This window comes from Streptomyces sp. NPDC006174 (genome assembly GCF_040614075.1).
GTDB lineage: Bacteria > Actinomycetota > Actinomycetes > Streptomycetales > Streptomycetaceae > Streptomyces.
Genome location: NZ_JBEXTJ010000008.1, coordinates 39,306 through 60,423 on the forward strand (window position 1 = coordinate 39,306; position 21,118 = coordinate 60,423).

Sequence of the window (21,118 nt, forward strand, 5' to 3'; positions counted from 1 at the left end):
GGCCGATGGAGGGCTCCTTGGGACCGGTGCGGCGAAAGGTCGGTGGCGAACCGCCGGACACGCCCTAGGCCGTGCCCGGCGCCGGCCGTACCGTACGAGGCCCCACGCACCGGCCCCCGTACGCCTCGACCCGCTGACGCAGTCCGCGGTCGGCGGTGACGACGACGCAGTCGCGCTCCGGGGCGGCGGCCGACGCGAGTTCGGCGATCAGGTCGTCACCGCTGCCGGGGGCCGAGGCGACCTCGACCCCGGGGACGGACCCGATGCCTCGCGCGGCGCCTTCCACCACGAGCACGATCTCGACGGGGTTGGGCAGCTCCGGCAGTCCGTCCGCCGCGTACGGGACCAGCGAGTCGCGCAGCCGTTCCGCGGCGCCGCGCCGGTCCCGCCACCAGCCGTCGGGCACGGAGCCGACCACGTTGGCCGCGTCCACGATCACCAGTACCACCGCGTCGTCGCTCATCCCGGCAGCGTGTCACGGGATGCTGAGCGTGATGGAGCGTCAGCCGCCGGTGGCGGGCGACTTCTTCGCTTCCTCGGGGATCGCGGTGTCCTCGCGGATCGCCTTCCACAGCTGACCGGCCTGCGGCTCGGCGGCGACCACGCGGTTCGGGTCGGTCTTGTCGTACGCCACCGGCAGCATGACCGTCTCCATCGAGGCCGGGTCGACGCCGTTCATCGAACGGGCGAACTCCGCCAGCGAGGTGAGCGAGGCGAGCCCCGAGTCGGTGGTGAGCGACTTGGTGGCCGAGTTGGCGATGCGGTACGAGCTGGCCGGACTGCCCAGCAGATCCTGCGACTTGACCTCGCTCAGCAGCGCGATCAGGAACTGCTGCTGGAGCCCGATGCGGCCGAGGTCGCTGCCGTCGCCGATGCCGTGCCGGGTCCGGACGTACGCGAGGGACTCGGCGCCGTCCAGCTTCTGCGGACCGGCGGTGAGGTGGAGCCCCGACGCCTTGTCGTCGATGTCCTGCGGTACGTCGACGGTGACGCCGCCGATGGCGTCGACCAGGTCCTTGAACCCGGCGAAGTTGATCTCCAGGTAGTGGTCGATGCGGACGCCGGACATCTTCTCCACCGTCTTCACCACACAGGCCGGACCGACCTGCGCGTAGACGGCGTTGAACATCTCGCGTTCCTTGGCCGGAACCGTCGTTCCGTCGTCCTTGGTGCACTCGGGCCGGGTCACCAGGGTGTCACGCGGTATGGAGACGGCGACGGCCTTCGAGCGGCCCTCGGGAATGTGCACGACCAGCGCGGTGTCGGAGCGGGCGCCGCCGATGCTCCCGCCGCCGCCCAGCTCCTCGTTCTCCGCCCCGGCCCGCGAGTCCGAGCCCAGGACCAGCAGGTTCTGCCCGCTGGTCGGGAGCTTCTCCGGGCGGTCCTCGCCGAGCGCCTTGTTGATGTCGACGCCCTTGATGTTGCCGTCGAGCTGGTTGAGGAGCCAGTAAGCGGTGCCACCGGCCGCGAGCAGCAGGACGAGCAGGACCCCGAGGGTGATCTTGAGGCCGCGGCGCCGGTTGCGCGGTTTCGCCGCACGGCGGGAGGCGCGGGCGCCCGGAGGTATGACGTCGTTGCTCATCCTGTTTCGAGTCCCTAGGTCTCGCGGCCCCGCGGGGCTGTGGCGGGTGGACTCGGGTGGGGGGAGGAGCCGGTCCGACAATCGTGGTGCGTAGAACTATAGACAATGTGTCGAGCGTCCGTGCGAGTGTTGGGCGACGCGGCACGGCAGGCGAGCACCACCTGCCGGGGGCCGACGGGTGAACCCTGTAGGACAAAACGCTGAATCTATGATGGGCTCGTCCCTTCCCGAAGGGCGGGCCGATGGACGGCCTTCCGAGACGGGCCGAGAATCACCAGAAGGCGACCTCACACCATGCCGGTCAGATCCGCACGCTCCGCACGGAGTACCGCCTCCCTGCCGAGCAGCTCCGAAAGCCAGGGCGGACATGCCGCCGACGCCACGGTCGACGGGCGGTGGCTGCTGCTCGGGTCGGGCGGCAGGCTCACCGCCTACGCGCGGAACCGGGAAGGCGTGCTGCGCTGGACCGAGGACCGGCCGGGCGGTTCCACCTGGTCGGGACCCGAGCTCTTTCCGGTGGCCGGGCTGACGCACCTCTCCGTCGCCCAGGGCGCCGACGGCTATGTGCACTTCATCGGCCGCCGCTCCAGGCCGAAGCCGGACGGCGCTGCGGCCGTGGACCTGGTCCACGCCATCCAGTACCAGTCGGGACGCCCGCTCGCCGCCTGGCGCTCGCTCGGCAATCCGCACAAGGACCAGGAGAAGGCGGCGCGGCTCGGAGTGCCGGCCGGCGCGGTCGACGACGCGGGCACGCTGTACATCCTGGTGCGCAACGCCGGTCGGGGGCTGATGCTCCGCCGCGAGGACAGGACCGGCAAGTGGGAGGCCTGGCGGGATCTGAAGGGCAGCATGTTCCAGGACACGCCCGCCGTGGTGGCCGCGGCCTCGGGCCGGATCGAGGTCCTGATCCCGGGGGAGGAGGGGGCCGGCCGGTGGGTGCAGTCGGAGCCGCGTGAGGTGCCGAAGCCCGCGGAGGACATTCCGGTGGCCATCGTTCCCGGCAGTGCGGTGGCCCTGGAGACCGCACCGGACCGCGCCACCTACTTCTGGACCGATCCGGCGTCCGGCTCCGTCGTCGCCCACCGCCCGGGCGGCTGGGTGATCCCGCTCGGCGGCTCTCCCTCGGGGCCGGTCGCGGCGGTACGTGCGATGCTGGACGGCTACGACTGCACGATCCTGGCCCACTGCGACTCCGAGGGCCACGTCATGCTCGCGGCCTGCGGGACCGAGAACGAGAGCGCCGGCCTGTGGTGGTCGCCCACCGGCGAACGGGGCACGGGCACTCCGGGCCTGGCACTGGACGCCCATGGCAGGGTGGTCATCGCCACGCTCGCTCCCGACGGGAGCCTCAGGGTCGCCCGCCAGAACGACGAGCCCGGACTGGCCATGGGACCCTCGGTCCGCGTTTGAAACGACACGGTCCGTGTTGACAGAAAACGTACAGGCGGTGAAGATGTGCCTGACCTGTGAAGGTTTATTGTTCATGTGAATGTGGTCGCCTGTTTCCGTGGAACGACGCCACGGAAGCGGGCGGGGGGCAGCACGGCAGGCCGGTCCTACTGGGCCGTCGCTGGGGGAGAACGAGGAATCATGGCTGTGCGGTGGCACCGTTGGGTCCTGGAGAGGCACGAAGGGTGACCACTATTCCCGGCCCCGCCGCGTTCGCGGCGAGGGAGACCGCCATGCCCGGCGACCCCGTGAGCATTCCGCCGCGGCCGCGCAACGACGCCCCTGACCCGGCGCCTTCGGCCGACCCGGCCGACGACGTCTACGTCATACCGGCCCTGACACCGCTGGTCGCCCGGGAGGCCAACCGCTCCGCGGTCACCGCCCTGCTGGACACGGCCGGCATCCCGCACTTCGCCGTACGCGGCACGTCCGACCACGGCACGGTCGTCGCCGTACCGGAGGACGACCGCGACCGGGTGCTCAACCTCCTCTTCCGGGGCCTCGGCCAGTTCCCCGGGCACATCAGCGCCGAGCAGCCCGAGCAGGTCCGTCCGGCGCGGCCGCTCTCCTCCCGCGACGCCAGGGCCTGGCGCGACGTCAGGACCGCGGCCGCCCTCCACGTGAGCTGGACCCGCGCCGACCCCGGCCGTCACCTGCTGCTCGGTCATGAGTACGGCTGCGCCATCGAGTTCTGGCGCCGGCAGGGCAGCCACCTCGTCGCGCCCCGGGCCAACCGCGTCACCTGGGCCGTCGCCGAGGACGGCGGCAACGTGCTCGGCGCCGCACGCCTGTTCAGCCGGTTCATCTCGGAGTGGACCCGGCCCGGCTCCACGCCCGCGCTCGCCACCCGTCCGGAGTTCCTCGTCGAGTCGGCCGACGAGATCACCTTCCCGGTGGACGCCGTCTACACCTGGGTCGACGGCGACGACCCCGCCTGGAAGCAGCGCAAGGCGTCGGCCAAAGGTGAGGTCTATCACGCGGAATCGGCGAGCGACGCCCGCTTCATCAGCCGGGACGAGCTGCGCTACTCCGTGCGCTCCCTGCACCTCTTCGCGCCGTGGATCCGCAACATCTACATAGCCACCGACGACCAGGTCCCCGCCTGGATGCGTGAGGACGTACCCGGCATCCAGGTGGTGAGCCACCGCGAGATCTTCCGCGACCCCACCGACCTGCCCACCTTCAACTCGCACTCGATCGAGAGCCAGCTGCACCACATCGACGGCCTCTCCGAGCACTTCCTGTACTTCAACGACGACATGTTCATCGGCCGGCCGGTGACGCCGTACTCCTTCTTCACCCCCGGCGGGATCGCGCGCTACTTCCCGTCCCGCAACCGCATCCCGCAGGGACCGGTCGTCGAGACCGACACCCCGGTCGACGCGGCCTGCAAGAACAACCGGGCGCTCCTGCTGAGCCGCTTCGGCCGGGTCATCACCCAGCCCATGGAGCACATCCCGTACGCGTTGCGGCGCAGCGCGATCGAGGAGGCCGAAGCGGACTTCCCGCAGGCCTGGGCCCGTACCTCGGCCAGCAGGTTCCGCGCGATGACCGACCTCTCACCGACATCGTCGTTCGCGGTCTACTACGCGGCCCTCACCGGCCGCGCACAGCCGTCCTCCATGCCCTTCACCTACTTGCAGCTGGCCGTACCCGATCTCGCCGACCGGCTGCAGAGACTCCTCGACGGGCGCAGCCAGGACTCCTTCTGTCTCAACGACGCCTTCTCCACACCGGAGGACATCGAGGCCCAGCAGGAACTCCTCGACGGTTTCCTCAACGGCTACTTCCCCACCCCCAGTCCTTACGAGCGATGAAACGGAGTTCCTGACGTGGCCCGTCCACCGGCACTGAGCTCCGCCGCTCAGGTCTACCGCCGTATCGTCCCGCTGCCCGTCCGGTCCGTCGCCGCCAGCCGGGTCACGCCCGGTGTCCGCCGGAAGGTGAAGCGCGGTCTGGTCCGCACCCTCGACCGGCGCGAGGCGCGCCTGCACCGGCGTGCGCTGCGGCGCATCCGCAAATCCGACTTCCGTGGCGCCTCCGAACGCCGGGTCCAGGCGCCCGACGGCCGGATCGCGCACGTCCACAGCGGCCTCACGGCGGACCTCGCCAGGCGCCTGGACCACGACCTGATCGCGCACGCCCTCGACCGGGCCGACATCCCGTGGTTCGTCGTGCCCGCACTCGACGACCGGCGGATCTGCCTCGCCGTGGAACAGCAGGACAAGGGCCACATCCGCCGGGTCCTGCGGGCGCTGCTGGAGGAGCACACCGGCTACGTCGTCTCCGTCTCGCCGGCCGAGAACGGCACCAAGGCCGTCCCCGGCAGCTACGTGAAGGCGTGGAAGCACTACGGCAAGGCCAAGGTGATCCGCATCACCTGGCTCCGCACCGACCCCACGCAGAACCTGTGGATCGGGGACGACCAGGGCATCGAGATCGAGTTCTGGAGCGTCAACAACGCACTGCCCGTCGAGCGCCTCGTCGGACCGCGTCCCAACCGCGTCCAGCGGGTGGTGCCGCGTGACGCTCCCGGCATCGAGATCGGCTTCGAACGGCTCTCCGGCTACTCGGACACCGACGGCGCCATGGACCCGACCGTCACGCTGCAGAACTTCGACATCCCGCGCCTGGAGGAGATCACCTTTCCGGTGGACGCCGTCCTGCCCTGGCGCCACGACACCCCCTGGGGCGAGGAGCTGCTCCGCGCCGCGCTGAGGTCCCTGCACCAGTACGCACCCTGGGTCGACGTCGTACACATCCTGGAGCAGGCCCCGGCGCCCCGCTGGCTGCGCGCCGGCGACCACCTCTCCGTGGTTCCGGCGGGACCGGACGCCGAGGACTGGCTGCACCAGCTGGCCGACCTCTCGGACCGCTTCCTCCTGCTGCGCCCCGGCGCCCTGTTCGGCCGGCCGGTCCGCCCGTTCGACTACTTCAGCCCGCACGGCGGCACCCGGCCGCGCCGCGGTCCGTGGACGGCCCAGGAGTCCTTCGCGCCCTGGACGGCGACGGCCCACTCCGCCACCGGCCGGGCCGTCGGCCACGGCTACGCGCCCGGCCCCCAGCCCTACACCCGCTCCGCCCTCATCGAGCTGGCCGCCTCCGGGTTCGTCCCCGAGCAGGCGGTCGACGGGCAGCTGGCCAACGTACTCCCGTGCACGCATCCGGCGGACGGCCTGACGCACCACTTCGCCCGTGCGGCCGGTCTCGCCGACCCCGCCGGCGAGGCGACCGTCGCGCTCCACGCCGCACATCCCGGCATCCGGCGCCACCTGGACCGGCTCCTGGTGCGCCGGGACACCCAGCAGATGCAGCTCTCCGGGCTCGGCGACGGCGCCTCCCTGGGCCGCGGCGGCACCGACGCCGTCATCTCCTTCCTGCACCGCTACTTCCCCGTACCGAGCCCGTTCGAGTTCGAGCCACGGGAATCAGAGGACCCGGACAAGCGCACGTGAGCATGGGCAATCCCGAAGCGTCCGCCGCGGTCGGGGCCTACCGCACCCTCGTCCCGACCTCCCTCAGACGCCGCGTGGCACACCGCGTACCGGCCGGCCTCCGCGCGGCCCTCAAGGGTGCGTTGCGCCGGACCCACCACCTCACCGTGGCCGTGCGCGCCGTCCGTGCCGCCCGTGCGCGGCGCCGCTGGCCGCAGCTCTTCGGCGCGCACGAGCGGCTGGTGGTGCTCCCAGCGCGTGGCGGGCAGATCGCGCTGGTACGGCCCACCGTCTCGCCGCTCGGCCTGCGCGAGGCCAACCTGGAACTGGTGGTCTCCTTCCTGGAACGCGCCGGCATCGACTACTTCGCGATCCGCGGCCGGTCCGACTTCCGCTCCGCCCTGGCGGTCGCCGGACACGACCGGGCCCGCGTCATCGACATGCTGGCCCAGACACCCGAGGCCGGACCGGTCTACGCGGTCGCGTGCCGCGGTGAGGCGATCTGGGGCCGGCCCGCCCTGTGCGGATCGCCGCGCACCCGGCGCGTCGCGGGCGAGGCGGCGGTCCTGCGGCTCGGCATGGTGTGGAGCGACCCCGGCAACACGCTGGTGCTGGGTCTCGAATACGGCTGCGACCTGGAGTTCTGGGAGGCAGACGAGGACGGCCGGCTGGTCGCTCCGCGACCCAACCGCGTCACCGAGGACGTCTCGCCGATCGAAGCACGGGTCAGCGTGCCCATCAGCAGGCTCACCGGATTCGCCGCCCTGCACACCCGCCGCACCCGCTCGGTACGCACCATCGCGGCCTGCGCCGAGCCGCTCCCCGAGGACGTGCGCTTCCCGATCGACGTCGTCTACACCTGGGTGGACGGCTCGGACCAGGAGTGGCAGCGCCGCCGCGGCGCCTTCAGCGAAGGCGGCTACCACGCGGAGGCCGCGAACCCGGCGCGCTACATCAGCCGCGACGAACTGCTCTACTCGCTCCGGGCGCTGGAGCAGAACGCGCCGTGGGTCCGCCATGTCTACCTGGTGACCGACCGGCAGCGGCCGCACTGGCTCAACCTCCGCAGCCCCCGGATCACCGTGGTCGACCACAGCGAACTCTTCACGGACCCGGCCGCGCTGCCGACCTTCAACTCGCACGCGATCGAGAGCCAGCTCCACCACATCGACGGACTGTCCGAGCACTTCCTGTACTTCAACGACGACATGTTCCTCGGCTGCCCGGTCACCCCGAGCGACTTCTTCCTCTCCAACGGGATGACCCGTACGTTCTTCTCGCCCTCCCAGGTCCCCCGCTGGGAACTCACCGGCGGCGACCGTCCGGTGGACGCGGCGGGCAAGAACAACCGCCGGCTCCTCCTGGAGAAGAACTTCGGCTCCGCCATCGTCCAGAAGCTGCGCCACGCCCCGTACGCCCTGCGCCGCAGCGTGCTGTACGAGATCGAGCGCGAGTTCGCCGAAGCCCACCGCGCGACCTCCTACAGCCGCTTCCGCAGCCCGACGGACATCTCCGTGCCGTCCTCGCTGTACCACTACTACGCGTACTTCACGGCCCGCTCGGTGCCGTCCGAGATCGCCTTCGCCTACCTGGACCTGGCGAAGCCGGAGGTCGCGCGGCGGCTCGGCATCCTCCTGGCCCGCCGCGACCGGCAGGCGTTCTGCATCAACGACACCTTGTCGGACACCTTCGACGTCGGACGGCAGGCAGCCGTGCTCAGCGACTTCCTCCAGGCCTACTACCCCGTCCCCAGCCCCTTCGAGCGGAAGGAAGCCGACGTCCGATGAGGATCTCCTTCCTGATCAACAACATCTACGGCATCGGCGGCACCAACCGCACCGTCATCAACCTGGCCGAGGCGCTGGCGGTGCGCCATGACGTGGAGATCGTCTCCGTCTTCCGTCGCCTGACCACGCCCAAGTTCGAGATCTCGCCCCGCGTCAAGGTCCGCGCCCTGGTCGATCTGCGCTCCGGCTCCGGCGACCGCGCGGCCGTGGGGACCGACGAGCCGAGCGACGTGGTGCCGCGCCAGGAGGAGTTCTTCGCCCAGTACAACCGGTTCACCGACCGGCGGATCATCGAGGAGCTGACGGAGACCGACGCCGATGTCGTCATCGGCACCCGGCCCAGCCTCAACCTCTTCGTCGCCTCGTACACCCGCGACTCCGCTCTCCGCGTCGCCCAGGAACACATGACCCACCTGGCGATCCCGCCCGCCGTACGTGCCGAGATGGCCCGGGTCTACCCGCGGCTGGACGCCGTCACCACGGTCACGGAGGCCGACGCCCGCTCCTTCCTGGCCAACACCCCGGTGCCCGGCATCCCCGTGGTCGGGATCCCCAACAGCGTGCCGCGGCCGGCCGTCCCGCCGGCCGACGGCTCCAGCAAGGTCGTCGTCAGCGCCGGCCGGATGCACCCCATCAAGCGGTACGACCTCCTGATCCGGGCCTTCGGCATGATCGCCGACGAGTTCCCCGACTGGCAGCTGCGCATCTACGGCGACGGTGGCGAGGCGGCGAAGCTGCGTGCGCTGGTGACCGAACTCGGCCTCCCCGGCCGGGCCCTCCTGATGGGCGGCTTCGCGCCGATCGAGTCGGAGTGGGCCAAGGGCTCGGTCGCCGCCGTCACCTCCAGCGCGGAGTCCTTCGGCATGACGCTGGTCGAAGCCATGCGGTGCGGCCTGCCCGTGGTGTCCACGGACTGCCCGGTGGGCCCGCGCGAGATCCTCCGGGACGGCGAGGACGGCCTGCTCGTGCCGACGGGCGACGCCTCCGCGATCGCCGCGGGGCTGCGCATGCTCATGGCCGACGACAACCTGCGGCGGACCATGGGAGAGGCCGCGCTGCGCAACTCCGCCCGGTACGACCCGGAAGTGGTCGCCGCCCGCTACATCGACCTGTTCGAGGACGCGGCCCGCCGCCGTACCGCCAGGGACAGCGGCTACCGCCGCCCGGTGCCACCGAGGACCGCTGCCAAGGCGCAGCCGACCGTTCCGCCGGTCTCCATGAGAGCGGCGGTGGTCGATGTCACGACCGACGAGGCGGGCCGGCTGAGGTTCGCCGTACAAGGACCGCACGAGGGCAAGCACCGCTGGCAGTTCGTGCTGCGACACGGCGCGACCGGCGACGCCGCCCTGCCGGACATGGAGCTGCCGACCGACCGCACCCCGCAGAGCAACGGCGGCACGCTCCACACCGCCGAGCTCCCGGCCTCGGCCCTGGACGAGCTGGGGGACGGCCGCTGGAAGGTCACCATGCGCTCGGCCAAGTCGGAGAGCATCCATATGAAGGCGGGCCTACGGGACACCCGGTCGCTGATCGAGGCCCGGTCCCGGCTCATCGCCCGGCCCACCAGCGCTCCGGTCGGCTGGAACCTTCCGTACGCGCAGCCGAACGGCAAGCTCATGCTGCGTACGGTGCTGCGCCAGGAACACGTCGAGTGCACCTCCGTCGAGCTGCACGAGTCCGGCATCACCGTCACCGGAGTGCTCTGCGGCGAGCGGGAGATCAGAGCCGGCGCGCGCTTCGTCGTCAGCCGCCGCGGTGAGCACATGGTCAACCACACCGTCCCGGTCCAGGTCCTGAGCAGCCGCGCTTTCCGCGTGGAGGTGCCCGTCCGGTACGTGGTCGACCACCGGCTGGAGCGCTGGGAGGACTGGGACTGGTGGCTGCAGCCGTACCCCGACCAGTGGAAGAAGACCCGCGTGTGCCGGGTGCTCGAGGACTTCCCCGACGTCAAGAGCGCCTTTGCCTACCCGCCCGTGCCTCTCGCCGGGGATGAACAGTCGGATTACGCCATGGTCCATCCGGCCCGACCGGTATGGGTGCGCCCGTACTGCTCGGTGTCCGGTGGCATGGCGATGAATGTGGTGGACCGATGAACCGAGTGAAACGCTCCCTTCTGCACATCGTCGCGCACCAGGACGACGACCTGTACTTCATGAACCCCGACCTCGTCCGCTCCCTCCAGGAAGGGGACGAGATCACGACCGTGGTGGTGACCGCCGGAGAAGGCGACGGCATCAACGTCGACACCAACGACCCGCAACGCCGCTCCCAGCAGCCGGACTTCGCCGGCTACAGCACCGCGCGCGGCTGCGGTCTGCGCTCCGCCTACGCCCGGATGGCGACCGGCGACCGCATGAGCCCCTGGCACCGCGAGCCGGTCCAGCTGGTCCCCGGCTTCGCCGTGGAACGCTTCACGCTCGTGGCGCGGCCCACCGTGCGCATGTACTTCTGCCAGCTGCACATGGGCGCTCCGGGCATGGGCGGCGAGCGGACCCGCGTACATCAGCTGTGGGAAGGGGCCGTGCGGTCGCAGGCCACGCTGCCGGTGCGCGGTTCCACGGTCGGCGAGGCGCAGCACGTCTCCCGCGAGCAGCTCGTCGCCGGGCTGACCGCGCTGCTCGACCAGATCGCGCCGACCGTGGTGCGGGCCATGGATCCCGACCCCGAGCACGACGGCGGCAAGGACGGATTCGTGATGTCCGACCACGCCGACCACACCGCCGTCACCCAGTTCGCACTCGCCGCACTGGCACGCCACCGGGACGCGGGACACGCCCCGGTGGTCGAGCACTACCGGGCGTACGCCAACCGGTTCTGGGGCTACAACCTGGACGCGGTCGCCGTGGCCGAGAAGGCCGAGTACCTCGCCACGTACGCCGGTCTGGACGCCACGCACTGTCCGCAAGGCACCTGCGAGCGGTGCGGCGACCGGCAGTTGGGCTCCAACCCCTACCGCAGTACGCACATGATGAGCACCGCCCTCCGCTACTCGCCTCCCGCGAACTGGCTGCGGCTGGGACCCGGCGGCCGGCTGAACGCCTTCGCGGTCCTGGGCGGACGGCTCGCCTTCTGGACGGAGACGGGACCCGCCTCCGGTGCCTGGCGCGGCCCCTTCATCCTCGGCGACGGCTGGATATCGCCGACCCTGGCCGTGACGGGAGTCCCCGGCGGCCCGGCCGAACTCGTGGGCCTGAGCCGGACCATGGTGGCCCAAGGCGGCGCCACCGTGGAGATCGTCCACACCGTGCAGGATCCCGACGGCAACGGGTTCAACGGCTGGCAGTCCCTGGAGAACCCGGACTGGACCCACCACGACGGCCGCCGCCAGCGTGAGCTCGGAGTGCCGTCGGCCGCCGTCGACGGCGCGGGCCGGCTCCACGTCTTCGCCAGGAACTTCGCCCAGGGCATCAGCATGCGCCGCCGGAACGAGAGCGGCGGGTGGGAGCCCTGGGAGGATCTCGGCGGCTCCTTCGCGCAGGACGCCGGTGTCGCGCTCACCACCGAGCACGGGACCGTGGAGCTGTACGTCCCGGGCAAGGACACCGTGGGCCGCTGGCACCAGACGTTCCTCGGCGGCCCCTTCGTCCAGGACAGCACGCTGAAGACCGGCAGGGTCGCGACCGGCGGCATCACCGCGGTCGACTCGGGCGGCGGCCGGACCTGTCTGTACTACCGGCAGGCCGCGACCCAGCAGGTCATGGCCTACCGGCAGCACGAGAACGGCAACTGGCCCGGCGGCGGCGCGAGCCTCGGCACCGGCGGCGGCACGGGCTCCGTGGCGGCCGTGTGGGCTCCCGAGCGGGGCGCGCGCGAAGCCTTCCTGGCCCACCGCGGCCCCGACGGCCGGCTCGCCGTCTCGCTGCCGGTGCCCGACCGGAACGCCTCCGGCACCCACTGGCGTGCGGTGGGCGAGATGTTCAGCCAGGCGCCGTCCATGGCGTACGACGCGGCGGGCGCCGTCGTCGTGGCGGTCATCGGTACGGACGGCAGGCTGTGCCTGCGCCGCCAGCTGTCGCCGGTGGTGGGCAGCGCGCTCGGCCCGGCCCTCGCGGCGGAACCCGCCTGAGCTGTGCAGACATCGACAGCAGGGAACGGCAGATGAGACGAATCGTGCGGGTCGCCGCAGTGGTCCTGGCGGCCGCGGCGGCCCTCGTCCTGGTGACGCTCGTACGGAAGGGCCCGGAGAAGCCTCCCGCGCCGTCCGAGGTCCGGGTCCTCCACTACAACCTCTGCGGAGCGGCCACCGTCTGCCCCTGGAACTCCGGAGGGTCCGGCCCCGGCACCTCCGTCGAGCGCGTGGTGCAAGAGGCCTCCGCCTTCGCACCCGACCTGATCACGCTCAACGAGATCTGCGCGACGCAGTACGAGGCGCTCCTGGACCAGCTGAAGGACTCCGGCCGGCCCATGCACGGGACCTACGCCTCGTCGCAGGACAACGTCCCCAACTGCGGCCCCACGGGCGCGTACGGCACCGCCGTCCTCAGCCGCGAGGCCATCGAGCCAGGCGGTCCCGACTACCGGCGCTTCAGCGATACCGGTGACGAGACGTACGGGAACGACGGACGGACGGTGGCCGTCCGGCGCGGGCTGCTGTGCGCGCCCACCCGGTCCGACGGAAAGCCGCTGCTCGCCTGCACCGCCCACACCTACGCCAAGGCCCCCGAGCAGCTGCGGGAGATCAGGGACTGGCTCGCGGAGGGGCCGGTCCCCACGGAGACAGCCGTGGTGCTCGGCGGCGACCTGAACCTCCAGCCGAACGAGCCGGCGCTGGGCTTCCTCTACGCCCACGCGCCCGGGCCCGGCGGCCGGCCGACCGGACGGTTCCTGGAGGGCGACGAGACGGACCGCGCGTGGGCGTCCCAGGGGTCGACCGGGGGAGTGGTGTGCACCGACGGCGAGCCGGAGCGGTGCCGCAACGGTGAACCCACGGCAGACGAACGGAAGATCGACTACACCTTCGCCGACACCCGGCACTTCTCCGGCGGAGACGGCGACGCGAAGCTGTTCGGCGAATCGGACCACGCGATGGTGACAGCCGTCTTCACCCGCCGTTGAGAGGTCCGGGAACGGCGACGGGCCGCACAGGATCTTCTCCTGTGCGGCCCGTCGCCGCTCGTACCGTACGGACTAGGCAGGCACGCTGGCCACACCCCGCGCCAGGAACGGCTTACCGTTCACCCGCTGCGAGACGCCCTCACGGTCCAGGTACGGCGTGATGCCGCCCAGGTGGAAGGGCCAGCCCGCGCCGGTGATCAGGCACAGGTCGATGTCCTGCGCCTCGGCGACGACGCCCTCGTCCAGCATCAGGCCGATCTCCTGCGCCACCGCGTCGAGCACGCGGTCGCGGGTCTGCTCCTCGGTGAGGACGGTGTCGCCCTGCTCGAGGAGGGCGGCGACCTCGGGGTCGAGGACCGGCGCGCCGGAATCGTAGACGTAGAAACCGCGCTTGCCGGCCTTGACGACCGCCGCGAGGTTCTGCGAGACGGTGAAGCGCTCCGGGAAGGCGCGGTTCAGGGTCTCGGAGACGTGCAGACCGATGGCCGGGCCGACCAGCTCCAGAAGGACCAGCGGCGACATCGGCAGGCCGAGCGGCTCGACGGCCTTCTCCGCGACCTCGACCGGCGTGCCCTCGTCGATGACGTTCTGGATCTCGCCCATGAAGCGGGTGAGGATGCGGTTGACGACGAACGCCGGAGCGTCCTTCACCAGGACCGCGGTCTTCTTCAGCTTGCGGGCCACACCGAACGCGGTCGCCAGCGAGGCGTCGTCGGTCCGCTCGCCGCGCACGATCTCCAGGAGCGGGAGGATCGCGACCGGGTTGAAGAAGTGGAAGCCGACGACCCGCTCCGGGTTCTTCAGCTTCGACGCCATCTCGGTCACCGAGAGCGAGGAGGTGTTGGTGGCGAGGATCGCGTGCGCCGGAGCGACCGCCTCGACCTCCGCGAACACCTGCTGCTTGACGCCGATCTCCTCGAAGACGGCCTCGATGATGAAGTCCGCGTCCGCGAAGCCCTCGGCCTTGTCGAGCACACCGGAGACCAGGCCCTTGAGACGGTTGGCCTTGTCCTGGTTGATGCGGCCCTTGCCGAGCAGCTTCTCGATCTCGGCGTGGACGTAGCCCACGCCCTTGTCGACGCGCTCCTGGTCGATGTCCGTGAGGACGACCGGGACCTCCAGGCGGCGCAGGAACAGCAGCGCCAGCTGGCTGGCCATCAGACCGGCGCCGACGACGCCGACCTTGGTGACCGGGCGGGCCAGGCTCTTGTCCGGAGCGCCGGCCGGGCGCTTGGCGCGCTTCTGGACCAGGTTGAAGGCGTAGATGCCGCTGCGCAGCTCGCCGCCCATGATCAGGTCCGCGAGGGCCTGGTCCTCGGCGTCGAAGCCGGCGGACAGGTCGCCGTCCTTGGCCGCCGCGATGATGTCGAGCGCGCGGTACGCCGCCGGGGCCGCGCCGTGCACCTTGGAGTCCGCGATGGCCCGGCCGCGGGCCACGGCCGCGTCCCAGCCCTCGCCGCGGTCGATCTCGGGCCGCTCGACGACGAGCTCGCCCTTGAGGACGGCCGCGGTCCAGATCAGCGACTGCTCCAGGAAGTCCGCGCCCTCGAAGATCGCGTCGGCGATCCCGAGCTCGTAGACCTGCTCGCCCTTGAGCTGACGGTTCTGGTTGAGCGAGTTCTCGATGATCACCGAGACCGCGCGGTCGGCGCCGATCAGGTTCGGGAGCAGCGCGCAGCCGCCCCAGCCGGGGACCAGGCCGAGGAAGACCTCGGGCAGCGAGAACGCCGGGATGGCGGTGGAGACGGTGCGGTAGCCGCAGTGCAGACCGACCTCGACACCGCCGCCCATCGCCGCGCCGTTGTAGTACGCGAACGTCGGGACCGCGAGGCCGGAGAGGCGGCGGAAGACGTCGTGGCCGCCCTTGCCGATCGCCAGCGCGTCCTCGTGGCGGCCGAGCAGCTCGACGCCCTTGAGGTCGGCGCCGACGGCGAAGATGAACGGCTTGCCGGTGATGCCGACGCCGGTGATGGTGCCGTCGGCGGCCTCCTTCTCGACCTGGTCGATCGCGGCGTCCAGGTTCGCCAGCGACTGCGGTCCGAAGGTGGTCGGCTTGGTGTGGTCCAGGCCGTTGTCCAGCGTGATGAGCGCGAACCGGCCGGCACCGGACGGCAGGTCCAGGTGGCGTACGTGCGCCTGCGTGACGACCTCGCCCGGGAACAGCTCGGCCGCACCCTTCAGAAGCTCAGTGGTGGAGCTCACTTGTTGCCTCCGTCGAAATTCGGGTTCTCCCAGATGACCGTGGCGCCCATGCCGAAGCCGACGCACATCGTCGTCAGGCCGTAGCGGACCTCGGGCTGCTCCTCGAACTGCCGGGCCAGCTGCGTCATGAGCCGGACACCGGAGGAGGCGAGCGGGTGGCCGTACGCGATCGCGCCGCCGTACTGGTTGACGCGGGCGTCGTCGTCGGCGATGCCGTAGTGCTCCAGGAAGGCGAGCACCTGCACGGCGAACGCCTCGTTGATCTCGAAGAGACCGATGTCGGAGATCGAGAGGCCGGCCTGGGCCAGCGCCTTCTCGGTCGCCGGGATCGGGCCGTAGCCCATGACCTCCGGCTCGACGCCCGCGAAGGCGTACGAGACGAGGCGCATCTTGACCGGGAGGCCCAGCTCGCGGGCGACGTCCTCGGCGGCGAGCAGCGAGGCGGTGGCGCCGTCGTTGAGACCGGCGGCGTTACCGGCCGTGACGCGGCCGTGGGCGCGGAACGGGGTCTTGAGGCCCGCCAGCGACTCCATGGTGGTGCCCGGGCGCATCGGCTCGTCGGCGGTGACCAGGCCCCAGCCCGTCTCACCGGCCTCGGCGTTGGTGCGGCGCACCGACACCGGTACCAGGTCCTGCTGGATCTTGCCGTTGGCGTACGCCTTGGCGGCCTTCTCCTGCGAACGCACCGCGTACGCGTCGGCGCGCTGCTTGGTGATCGCGGGGTAGCGGTCGTGCAGGTTCTCCGCCGTCATGCCCATGAACAGGGCCGACTCGTCGACGAGCTTCTCCGACACGAACCGCGGGTTCGGGTCGACGCCCTCGCCCATCGGGTGGCGGCCCATGTGCTCGACGCCACCGGCCACGACGACGTCGTACGCGCCGAAGGCGATGGAACCGGCCGTCGAGGTGACGGCGGTCAGCGCGCCCGCGCACATGCGGTCGATCGAGTAGCCGGGGACGGACTGCGGCAGACCGGCCAGGATTCCGGCGGTACGGCCGAGAGTGAGGCCCTGGTCGCCGATCTGCGTGGTCGCGGCGATGGCGACCTCGTCGATCTTCTTCGGGTCCAGGTCCGGGTTGCGGCGCAGCAGCTCCCGGATGGCCTTCACGACGAGATCGTCGGCGCGGGTCTCGTGGTAGATGCCCTTCGGGCCCGCCTTGCCGAACGGGGTGCGGACGCCGTCGACGAAGACGACGTCCCGGATGGTACGAGGCACGATGGCTCTCCTCCAGGGTGCGGGATGGCACTGCTGCGGGGCACGCCCGTGGGGCGCGCCGCCTGACCTCATGCTACTTGCGGGTAACCAGACTGCCCACCCCTCCTGGCCGGAGCGTCGAAGGTCACACCGCTCCCGTACCCGCCGAAGCGCCCGCGAGACGCTGGAGAGGCCGTCGAACCTGGCGCGATTTCGACCATCGGTTCGGTGCGCGAACAGGGCCTGGACAGCGAAAACCCCCGGCCGGTGACCGGGGGTGTCTTCCGCGCGGAGGATCAGGCGGTGGCGGCGAGCGCCCGGACCAGGAGCGGGCCGACCTGCTCGATCTGCCAGTGCCGGGCGCCGTAACCGGCGAGCGTGTCCTCGACGGCGCTCGGCGTCACCAGCTTCGGCGGCTCCCAGCAGACCCGGCGCACGGTGTCCGGCGTGATCAGGTTCTCCTGCGGCATGTGGAGGCGCTCGGCCAGCTCCGAGACGGCCGCGCGGGCCGCCGAGAGCCGGGCCGCGGCCGCCGGGTCCTTGTCGGCCCAGGAGCGCGGCGGCGGCGGACCGGCCGGCTGCTGGCCGGGCTGCGGCAGCTCCGACTCCGGCAGCGCCTTGGCCCGCTCCACGGCCGCCTGCCACTGCTCCAGCTGACGGCGGCCCATCCGGTGGCCGAATCCGGGCAGTGCGGTCAGCGCCTGGACGTTGGCGGGCACCGCGAGGGCGGCCTCCACGATCGCGGCGTCGCCGAGCACCTTGCCGGGCGACACGTCACGGCGCTGGGCCACCTGGTCCCGGGCGTTCCAGAGCTCGCGGACGACCGCCATCTGCCGGCGGCGGCGGACCTTGTGCATACCGGAGGTGCGGCGCCAGGGGTCCTTGCGCGGCGGAGCCGGTGGCGCCGAGGCGATCGCGTCGAACTCCTCCCGCGCCCACTCCAGCTTGCCCTGCCGCTCCAGCTCGTCCTCCAGCGCGTCGCGCAGGTCGATCAGGAGCTCCACGTCGAGCGCGGCGTACCGCAGCCAGGGCTCGGGCAGCGGGCGGGTGGACCAGTCGACGGCGGAGTGGCCCTTCTCCAGGGCGTAACCGAGGACGTTCTCCACCATGGCGCCGAGGCCGACGCGCGGGAAGCCCGCGAGCCGTCCGGCCAGCTCGGTGTCGAAGAGCGAGGTGGGAGCCATGCCTATGTCCCGCAGGCAGGGCAGGTCCTGGGTCGCGGCGTGCAGGATCCACTCGGAGCCGTCGAGGGCGGTGGAGAGGCCCGAGAGGTCGGGGCAGCCGACCGGGTCGATGAGCGCGCTGCCCGCGCCGTCGCGGCGCAGCTGCACCAGGTAGGCGCGCTGGCCGTAGCGGTAGCCGGAGGCGCGCTCGGCGTCGACGGCCACCGGTCCGGTGCCCGCGGCGAAGGCCGCGACCACCCGGGCGAGGGCGTCGTCGGAGGCCACCACCGGGGGAATGCCCTCGCGAGGTTCGAGCAAGGGGATCGGCGCCGGGGCGACGTCGTCCGGGGGAGCGCCCCCGGTGGTTCGCAGTGAACTGTCTGCTGCGGTCTCTTGGGCGTCGGTCACGCGTCAAGGGTATCTGTGTATACGCGCCACCCGTCGACGGAACGTTCCGTCGACGGGTGGCCATGCGCGTAATCCGGCCGGGGACGCATCGGTGCACGTCCCGGCGGGGGTGGGGGTCAGTGGATGATGCCCGTCCGCAGGGCGACGGCGACCATTCCGGCGCGGTCTCCGGTGCCGAGCTTGCGGGCGATGCGGGCGAGGTGGGACTTGACGGTCAGGGCGGAGAGGCCCATCGAGACGCCGATGGCCTTGTTGGACTGGCCTTCGGCGACCAGGCGGAGCACCTCCACCTCACGTCCGGACAGTTCGCGGTAGCGGCCCGGGTGGCTCGGGGATCCGGGCGGCCGGCGGTGCATACGGGCCGCGTTGGCGCCGATGGGGGCGACGCCGGGGCGGCCGGGGTGGCCGATGTTGGTTCGGGTGCCGGTGACGACGTATCCCTTCACGCCGCCCGCGAGGGCGTTGCGAACGGCACCGATGTCGTCGGCGGCGGAGAGGGCGAGACCGTTCGGCCAGCCTGCGGCACGGGTCTCGGAGAGCAGGGTCAGCCCGGAACCGTCGGGCAGGTGGACGTCGGCAATGCAGATGTCGCGCGGGTTGCCGACGCGGGGACGTGCCTCCGCGATGGACGACGCCTCGATGACGTCACGTACTCCGAGGGCCCACAGATGGCGGGTGACGGTGGAACGGACGCGCGGGTCGGCCACGACGACCATGGCCGTCGGCTTGTTCGGGCGGTAGGCGACCAGGCTTGCGGGCTGCTCAAGGAGAACGGACACCAGGCCTCCTGGGGGGAGTGGCGGGACGGGGCCGGCTCGGGGGGTGAAGCCGGGGCGAACCGTGCTTGAAGGGTCATTGACCTCTTCGGCAGCAGACCCGTCCTCCTTTAGAGGAAGATCACGATTTGGTGAGTAACAATTCGGGCAAATAGGACGCGCGATCGATTGTACGAAAAGAGAGTCGGCGTGTGTGCGAAATGGGTGACGCGGTGTTACGAAACCTGCGGCCCGCGCCGCTGCGGCAGCGTCACCACCGCCGCGTCCGTCGGGTCCGACGGCGGCAGCCCCGCGATCTGGCAGAGCAGATCACCCCAGGCCATCAGGTGCGACGCCGCGTCCGGCACGCCGCCGCGCCCCTCGCGCGGCGTCCACGAGGCCCGGATCTCGATCTGCGTCGCCGGACGGCGCGCGGAGAGCGCACCGAAGTAGTGCGATCCGGCGCGTGTCACCGTCCCTCCGGCTTCCCCGTACGACAATCCGCGCGCGTCCAGCGCTCCGGTCAGCCAGGACCAGCACACCTCCGGCAGCAGTGGATCGGCGGCCATCTCCGGCTCCAGCTCCGCCCGCACCAGCGTCACCAGCCGGAAGGCGCCCTTCCAGGCGTCGTGGCCCGCCGGATCGTGCAGCAGGACGAGCCGGCCGTCCGCGAGATCGTCCTCGCCGTCGACCACCGCCGCCTCCAAGGCGTACGCGTGCGGCGCCAGGCGCTGCGGCGGCCGCGTGGTCTCCACCTCCAGCTCCGGCCGCAGCCGGGCGGAGCGCAGCGCGTCGACCGCCGACCGGAACGCGGGCGGGACGGGAGGACCCTCCGCACCGCCCTCGCCGTCAGCGCCATCGGAATGATCGGAAAACTGTCCCTGAGCCGGAGCCATGCCGGGAAGAGTAGGCGGAACGCGGGCCTCGCGCGGGGACAGACACCCGTGCGGCGCCGGGCTCCTTCGCCATGCGTGCGAAGATTTGGTGCGTGAGTGCCAACACCAGCCCCACGGGCCAGCAGACCACGACCGCCGCCAGCAACGACGCCACCCGCGATTCGGCGTTCCTCAAGGCCTGCCGGCGCGAATCCGTGCCGCACACGCCGGTCTGGTTCATGCGGCAGGCGGGGCGCTCGCTGCCCGAGTACCTGAAGGTCCGCGAGGGCATCGCGATGCTCGACTCCTGCATGATGCCGGAGCTGGTCACCGAGATCACGCTCCAGCCGGTACGCCGCCACAAGGTCGACGCCGCGATCTACTTCAGCGACATCGTGGTGCCGCTCAAGGCCATCGGCATCGACCTCGACATCAAGCCCGGCGTCGGCCCCGTCATCGCCGAGCCGATCCGCACCCGCGCCGACCTGGCCCGGCTGCGCGACCTGACCCCCGAGGACGTCCCGTACGTCACCGAGGCCATCGGCATGCTCACCGCCGAGCTCGGCGCCACCCCGCTCATCGGCTTCGCCGGCGCCCCGTTCACGCTGGCCAGCTACCTCGTCGAAGGCGGCCCCTCCCGCAACCACGAGCGCACCAAGGCCATGATGTACGGCGACCCGCAGCTCTGGGCCGACCTCGTGGACCGGCTCGCGGAGATCACCGGCGCCTTCCTCAAGGTCCAGATCGAGGCCGGTGCCTCCGCCGTCCAGCTCTTCGACTCCTGGGTCGGCGCGCTGGCCCCCGCCGACTACCGCCGCGCGGTGCTCCCGGCCTCCGCGAAGGTCTTCGACGCCGTCGCCCCGTACGGCGTGCCCCGCATCCACTTCGGCGTCGGCACCGGCGAGCTGCTCGGGCTGATGGGCGAGGCCGGTGCGGACGTCGTCGGCGTCGACTGGCGCGTCCCGCTGGACGAGGCCGCCCGCCGGGTCGGCCCCGGCAAGGCGCTCCAGGGCAACCTGGACCCGGCCGTGCTCTTCGCGCCGACCCCGGCGGTCGAGGCCAAGACCCGCGAGGTGCTGGACCAGGCCGCCGGTCTGGAGGGCCACATCTTCAACCTGGGCCACGGCGTGATGCCGTCGATGGACCCGGGCGCGCTCACCCGGCTCGTGGAGTACGTCCACGAGCAGACCGCGCGCTGACTTCCGGGCGCCC

At 71.6% G+C, this 21,118-nt stretch carries 15 protein-coding genes; 8 read left to right on the plus strand and 7 right to left on the minus strand.

Translation table 11 applies throughout. The annotated features are described in order from the left end of the window. Positions 1-64: 64 nt before the first annotated feature. Both ABZ267_RS19530 and ABZ267_RS19535 read right to left on the minus strand, forming a co-directional pair. The gene (locus ABZ267_RS19530) at positions 65-463 is read right to left on the minus strand and encodes an NTP pyrophosphohydrolase (RefSeq protein WP_356755381.1); all 399 of its coding nucleotides are present in this window, start codon (positions 461-463) and stop codon (positions 65-67) included. 39 nt (positions 464-502) lie between these two features. Next, positions 503-1,582, minus strand: coding sequence for an LCP family protein (locus tag ABZ267_RS19535; protein ID WP_356755383.1), 1,080 nt, complete (start codon positions 1,580-1,582; stop codon positions 503-505). 294 nt (positions 1,583-1,876) lie between these two features. On the opposite strand from ABZ267_RS19535, the gene ABZ267_RS19540 reads away from it, so the two are divergent. From ABZ267_RS19540 to ABZ267_RS19570, 7 genes are all read left to right on the plus strand, one after another. Further along, complete coding sequence (locus ABZ267_RS19540; RefSeq protein WP_356755385.1) at positions 1,877-2,992, plus strand: hypothetical protein; 1,116 nt, start codon at positions 1,877-1,879, stop codon at positions 2,990-2,992. Between the two features lie 272 nt (positions 2,993-3,264). After that, positions 3,265-4,848 carry a stealth family protein gene (locus ABZ267_RS19545; protein ID WP_356755387.1) on the plus strand — a complete coding sequence of 528 codons (1,584 nt, stop codon included), beginning with the start codon at positions 3,265-3,267 and terminating at the stop codon, positions 4,846-4,848. Between the two features lie 15 nt (positions 4,849-4,863). Then, positions 4,864-6,486 carry a sugar phosphotransferase gene (locus ABZ267_RS19550; protein ID WP_356755389.1) on the plus strand — a complete coding sequence of 541 codons (1,623 nt, stop codon included), beginning with the start codon at positions 4,864-4,866 and terminating at the stop codon, positions 6,484-6,486. Between the two features lie 2 nt (positions 6,487-6,488). After that, positions 6,489-8,252 carry a stealth family protein gene (locus ABZ267_RS19555; protein ID WP_356755448.1) on the plus strand — a complete coding sequence of 588 codons (1,764 nt, stop codon included), beginning with the start codon at positions 6,489-6,491 and terminating at the stop codon, positions 8,250-8,252. Beyond that, positions 8,249-10,345, plus strand: a complete 2,097-nt coding sequence (locus tag ABZ267_RS19560; protein WP_356755391.1) for a glycosyltransferase family 4 protein — start codon at positions 8,249-8,251, stop codon at positions 10,343-10,345. The genes ABZ267_RS19555 and ABZ267_RS19560 overlap by 4 nt, the downstream gene beginning before the upstream one ends. Further along, positions 10,342-12,318 carry a hypothetical protein gene (locus ABZ267_RS19565; protein WP_356755393.1) on the plus strand — a complete coding sequence of 659 codons (1,977 nt, stop codon included), beginning with the start codon at positions 10,342-10,344 and terminating at the stop codon, positions 12,316-12,318. The genes ABZ267_RS19560 and ABZ267_RS19565 overlap by 4 nt, the downstream gene beginning before the upstream one ends. Positions 12,319-12,350: 32 nt before the next feature. Then, complete coding sequence (locus tag ABZ267_RS19570; protein WP_356755395.1) at positions 12,351-13,307, plus strand: endonuclease/exonuclease/phosphatase family protein; 957 nt, start codon at positions 12,351-12,353, stop codon at positions 13,305-13,307. A 72-nt stretch (positions 13,308-13,379) separates the two neighbouring features. Here ABZ267_RS19570 and ABZ267_RS19575 read toward each other — a convergent pair whose 3' ends face one another. From ABZ267_RS19575 to ABZ267_RS19595, 5 genes are all read right to left on the minus strand, one after another. Beyond that, a complete protein-coding gene (locus ABZ267_RS19575) occupies positions 13,380-15,509 on the minus strand; it encodes a 3-hydroxyacyl-CoA dehydrogenase NAD-binding domain-containing protein (protein WP_356755397.1) in 2,130 nt (709 codons plus the stop codon). Beyond that, on the minus strand, positions 15,506-16,726 hold the full coding sequence (locus ABZ267_RS19580; RefSeq protein WP_356755398.1) for an acetyl-CoA C-acyltransferase: 1,221 nt from the start codon (positions 16,724-16,726) through the stop codon (positions 15,506-15,508). The genes ABZ267_RS19575 and ABZ267_RS19580 overlap by 4 nt, the downstream gene beginning before the upstream one ends. 275 nt (positions 16,727-17,001) lie before the next feature. Continuing rightward, complete coding sequence (locus ABZ267_RS19585) at positions 17,002-18,276, minus strand: ribonuclease D (RefSeq protein WP_356755400.1); 1,275 nt, start codon at positions 18,274-18,276, stop codon at positions 17,002-17,004. A gap of 116 nt (positions 18,277-18,392) precedes the next feature. Continuing rightward, positions 18,393-19,055, minus strand: coding sequence for a response regulator transcription factor (locus tag ABZ267_RS19590; protein ID WP_356755402.1), 663 nt, complete (start codon positions 19,053-19,055; stop codon positions 18,393-18,395). 212 nt (positions 19,056-19,267) lie between these two features. Continuing rightward, entirely contained in the window at positions 19,268-19,927 is a 660-nt protein-coding gene (locus ABZ267_RS19595) for a DUF3000 domain-containing protein (protein ID WP_356755404.1), read from the minus strand. A 92-nt stretch (positions 19,928-20,019) separates the two neighbouring features. On the opposite strand from ABZ267_RS19595, the gene hemE reads away from it, so the two are divergent. Beyond that, complete coding sequence (gene hemE, locus ABZ267_RS19600; protein ID WP_356755405.1) at positions 20,020-21,105, plus strand: uroporphyrinogen decarboxylase; 1,086 nt, start codon at positions 20,020-20,022, stop codon at positions 21,103-21,105. The last annotated feature ends 13 nt before the right edge of the window (positions 21,106-21,118 follow it).

Coding starts and splice junctions, on each gene's coding strand:
- ABZ267_RS19530 (WP_356755381.1), bottom strand. CDS start 463: ATGAGCGACGACGCGGTGGTACTGGTGATCGTGGACGCGGCCAACGTG.
- ABZ267_RS19535 (WP_356755383.1), bottom strand. CDS start 1,582: ATGAGCAACGACGTCATACCTCCGGGCGCCCGCGCCTCCCGCCGTGCG.
- ABZ267_RS19540 (WP_356755385.1), top strand. CDS start 1,877: ATGCCGGTCAGATCCGCACGCTCCGCACGGAGTACCGCCTCCCTGCCG.
- ABZ267_RS19545 (WP_356755387.1), top strand. CDS start 3,265: ATGCCCGGCGACCCCGTGAGCATTCCGCCGCGGCCGCGCAACGACGCC.
- ABZ267_RS19555 (WP_356755448.1), top strand. CDS start 6,489: ATGGGCAATCCCGAAGCGTCCGCCGCGGTCGGGGCCTACCGCACCCTC.
- ABZ267_RS19560 (WP_356755391.1), top strand. CDS start 8,249: ATGAGGATCTCCTTCCTGATCAACAACATCTACGGCATCGGCGGCACC.
- ABZ267_RS19565 (WP_356755393.1), top strand. CDS start 10,342: ATGAACCGAGTGAAACGCTCCCTTCTGCACATCGTCGCGCACCAGGAC.
- ABZ267_RS19570 (WP_356755395.1), top strand. CDS start 12,351: ATGAGACGAATCGTGCGGGTCGCCGCAGTGGTCCTGGCGGCCGCGGCG.
- ABZ267_RS19595 (WP_356755404.1), bottom strand. CDS start 19,927: ATGGCTCCGGCTCAGGGACAGTTTTCCGATCATTCCGATGGCGCTGAC.